A 4136-nucleotide genomic window follows, 5' to 3' on the forward strand; every position below is an offset into this window, starting at 1 on the left:
AGGCCGTCCGCCTCGACACGGTCGTCGTCTCCTCGCAGCACGCCTCCGACATCGACCTCGAGTCGCTGCTCGCGCCCGACATCCGCGAGTTCGTCGTCGAACACGTCCTGGGGCAGCTCGTCGAGGACGGCATCAAGCTCGACACCGACGGCTACCGCCTCCTGGTGAACCCGACCGGCCGCTTCGAGATCGGCGGCCCGATGGGCGACGCCGGCCTCACCGGCCGCAAGATCATCATCGACACGTACGGCGGCATGGCCCGCCACGGCGGCGGCGCCTTCTCCGGCAAGGACCCGTCCAAGGTCGACCGCTCGGCCGCCTACGCCATGCGCTGGGTCGCGAAGAACGTCGTCGCCGCGGGCCTCGCCTCGCGCTGCGAGGTCCAGGTCGCCTACGCCATCGGCAAGGCGGAGCCCGTCGGCCTCTTCGTCGAGACCTTCGGCACCCACACCGTCGAGACCGAGAAGATCGAGAACGCCATCGCCGAGGTCTTCGACCTCCGCCCGGCCGCGATCATCCGCGACCTCGACCTGCTCCGCCCGATCTACTCCCAGACCGCCGCCTACGGCCACTTCGGCCGTGAGCTGCCCGACTTCACCTGGGAGCGCACCGACCGCGTGGACGCCCTCAAGCAGGCCGCCGGCCTGTAAGCGGCCGCCGCACGCCCCGGAAGCCCGGCGCCCCCGAGGGGTGCCGGGCTTCGGCGTGCCCGGCTGTCGGACCCGTCTGGTAGGTATGGGGCTGTGAGCAGCGAGAACGAGAAGTCCGACGGGCCCGAGCAGCTCGCGCTCATTCGGGAGACCGTCCGGAAGGCGAAGGTGCCGCGCGCCAAGCCGCGGACCTGGCGCGGCGCCGCCCTGGCCAAGGAGCTGCCCGTCGCCCGGGTCGTGGTCAACAAGGGCGTGCTCCACCTCGACCAGTTCTTCGACTACGCCGTCCCCGAGGAGCTCGACGCCGTCGCCCAGCCAGGGGTCCGGGTCCGGGTCCGCTTCGGCGCCGGGGCGCACCAGGTCAAGAACGGCCGGCGCGAAGGCGGGCGGCTGATCGACGGCTTCCTCGTGGAACGCAGGGCCTCCTCCGACTACGCGGGGCCGCTGGCCGCCCTCGCCGACGTCGTCTCGCCCGAGCCGGTCCTCGGCCCCGAGCTCCTCGGCCTCACGCGGGCCGTCGCCGACCGGTACGCGGGCAGCCTCGCCGACGTCCTCCAGCTCGCCGTCCCCCCGCGCAGCGCCAAGGCCGAGGCGAGCCCCTCACCCGCGCCGCTGCCCCCGCCGCCCGCCCCCGAGCCGGGCACCTGGACACGGTACGAACGCGGGCCCGCCTTCCTGGAGTCCCTCGCGCGCGGCGGAGCGCCCCGCGCCGTCTGGAACGCCCTGCCGGGCCCCCACTGGGCCGAGGAGATCGCCCGCGCCGTCGCCGCCACGCTCGCCTCCGGCCGCGGCGCCCTCGTCGTCGTCCCCGACGGCCGCGCCGCCGGACGGGTCGACGCCGCCCTCACGGCCGTCCTCGGAGAGGGCCGCCACGCCCTGCTCACCGCCGAGGCCGGACCCGAGAAGCGGTACGCGCGCTGGCTCGCCGTACGGCGCGGCTCCGTCCGGGCCGTCGTGGGCACCCGCGCCGCGATGTTCGCCCCCGTACGGGACCTCGGTCTCGCCGTCATCTGGGACGACGGCGACGGCAGCCACAGCGAACCGCACGCCCCCCAGCCCCACGCCCGCGAGGTGCTGCTGCTGCGCGCCGCCCACGACCGCTGCGCCTTCCTCCTCGGCTCCACCAGCTGCACCGTGGAGGCCGCCCAGCTGGTCGAGTCCGGCTGGGCGAAGCCGCTCTCCGCCCCCCGCGAGCAGATCCGGCGGGCCGCCCCGCTGATCCGCACCGTCGGCGACGGCGAACTCGCCCGCGACGAGGCGGCCCGCGCCGCCCGCCTGCCCTCGCTCGCCTGGCAGGCCGTACGGGACGGCCTCAGGAGCGGCCCGGTGCTCGTCCAGGTCCCGCGCCGCGGCTACGTCCCCCGGCTCGCCTGCGAGCGCTGCCGCGCACCGGCCCGCTGCCGGCACTGCGCCGGGCCGCTCGAAGCGCCCGAGCAGCAGGAGCTGCGCTGTGGCTGGTGCGGACGCGGCGCCCCCGACTGGTCCTGCGTGGCCTGCGGCTCCACCAGGCTGCGGGCGAGCGTCGTCGGGGCGCGGCGGACGGCGGAGGAACTGGGCCGCGCCTTCCCGGCCGTGCCCGTACGGACCTCCGGGCGCGACCACGTCCTGGACCGGGTGCCCGGCCGCCCCGCGCTCGTCGTCTCCACCCCCGGCGCCGAACCCGTGGCCGAGGGCGGCTACGCCGCCGCCCTCCTCCTCGACGGCTGGGCCATGCTCGGACGCCCCGACCTGAGAGCGGGGGAGGAGGCGCTGAGGCGCTGGATCGACGCGGCCTCCCTCGTGCGGGGCCAGCCCGACGGCGGCACGGTCGTCGTGGTCGCCGAACCCACCCTGCGGCCCGTGCAGGCCCTCGTCCGCTGGGACCCGGTCGGCCATGCCCAGCGCGAGCTGGCCGAACGCGCCGAGCTCGGCTTCCCGCCGGTCTCCCGCATGGCGGCGGTCGCCGGTCCGCCCGAGGCGGTCACGAGCTTCCTGACCGCCGCCGACCTCCCCCCGGACGCCGAGGTGCTCGGCCCGGTCCCGCTGCCGGTCGTCCGCCCCGGCGGCGCCCGGCGGCCCGGCGACCCGCCGCCCGGCGAGCAGTGGGACCGGGCCCTGGTGCGGGTGCCGCCGGGCAGCGGGGCGGCCCTCGCCGCCGCCCTCAAGCAGGCCCGCGCCGCCCGCTCGGCACGCGGCGCGGGCGACCCCGTGCGGATCCGTGTCGACCCCGTGGACATCGGCTGATCCGCGGCCTCACGCGGCCGTGCCCGGAGGCGCGACGGCCGCCCGTCCCCGCCGGGGGAGGGCGGCCGGCTCGGTGCCGCGCGGGATCAGGCGCCCCGCGGGCCGGGCAGCACCGGCGGCCGGGGCTCCTCACGGAGCGCGGAGCTCCCCGAGGTCGGCTGCGGCGGCATGGACCGCGCCGCCGGCACGGTGGGCAGCGCGCGGGCCCCGTTCGGCTCCGCCGTACGCTCCGGGTCCGCGCCGCCGCCCTGCTGCGGGGCGCGGCGGGCGCCGTAGCGGCGGTGGACGGCCTGCTTGGTGACGCCCAGCGCGGACCCCACCGCGTCCCAGGAGAACCCGAGCGAGCGGTCGAAGTCGACCGCCGCGGTCACCAGGGTCTCCACGCTGTCGCGCAGCTCCTGGGCGAGGCGTACGGTCGGGGCGGGCGCCCGGCCGTAGACGACGAAGCCCGTGGACGGGCCGGAGCGGCGAGGGCGGTAGACGTTGCCCAGCTGAGCCGTGAGCGTGCGCAGTGCGTCCACCTGCCGCCGGACCCGCTCGATGTCCCGCACCAGCAGGTGCAGACTCGCCCGGGCCTGGGCGTCGTGGGTTGCGTGGTCGGCCATGGATAAGCCTCTCGAACCGGCGATGAAAGGGGCGGGCCACCCGGGGAACGGCGACCCGATTCGGTCAATCTCTCTTGACCAACGCGCCACGGGGAGTTGGGTCACGGTGCGGGGGCGTACACGCATATGCGCGGGGCGCCCGGCCTCCCGTACGCCCCCTCGCGCCGCCGCCCCTAAACTGGTGCGTCGCCCGCAACACCCCCGGACAGACAGGCAGTCGCCATCCATGAAGCTCGTCTTCGCAGGCACCCCCGAGGTCGCCGTCCCCGCCCTGGACGCCCTGCTCGCCTCCGGCCGGCACGAGGTGGCCGCGGTCGTCACCCGCCCGGACGCCCCGGCGGGACGCGGCCGGCGGCTGGTCGCCAGCCCGGTCGCCCAGCGCGCGGAGGAGGAGGGCATCGAGGTCCTCAAGCCGGCGAAGCCGCGCGACGAGGACTTCCTCGCCCGGCTGCGGGAGATCGCCCCCGACTGCTGCCCGGTCGTCGCCTACGGCGCGCTGCTGCCCAGGACCGCCCTGGACATCCCCGCGCACGGCTGGGTCAACCTGCACTTCTCGCTGCTGCCCGCCTGGCGCGGGGCGGCGCCCGTGCAGCACTCGCTCATGGCCGGGGACGAGGTGACCGGGGCGTCCACCTTCCAGATCGAGGAGGGGCTCGAC

General features: G+C 76.9%; 4 protein-coding genes. 3 read left to right on the forward strand and 1 reads right to left on the reverse strand.

Translation table 11 applies throughout. The features are described 5' to 3' along the window. Together RIF68_RS29460 and RIF68_RS29465 are read left to right on the forward strand one after the other, a co-directional pair. On the forward strand, window positions 1–650 hold a 650-nt coding region (locus RIF68_RS29460), incomplete at its 5' end, for a methionine adenosyltransferase domain-containing protein (protein WP_309054331.1). Between the two features lie 93 nt (window positions 651–743). After that, complete coding sequence (locus tag RIF68_RS29465) at window positions 744–2873, forward strand: primosomal protein N' (protein ID WP_309054332.1); 2130 nt, start codon at window positions 744–746, stop codon at window positions 2871–2873. 86 nt (window positions 2874–2959) lie between these two features. Here RIF68_RS29465 and RIF68_RS29470 read toward each other — a convergent pair whose 3' ends face one another. Continuing rightward, on the reverse strand, window positions 2960–3478 hold the full coding sequence (locus tag RIF68_RS29470; protein WP_309054333.1) for a hypothetical protein: 519 nt from the start codon (window positions 3476–3478) through the stop codon (window positions 2960–2962). Window positions 3479–3704: 226 nt separating this feature from the next. Between RIF68_RS29470 and RIF68_RS29475 the strand changes: the two genes are divergently transcribed. Next, a partial coding sequence (locus tag RIF68_RS29475) for a methionyl-tRNA formyltransferase (RefSeq protein ID WP_309054334.1) occupies window positions 3705–4136 on the forward strand: 432 nt, incomplete at its 3' end.

The organism is Streptomyces sp., assembly GCF_031178505.1.
Lineage (GTDB): Bacteria > Actinomycetota > Actinomycetes > Streptomycetales > Streptomycetaceae > Streptomyces > Streptomyces gulbargensis.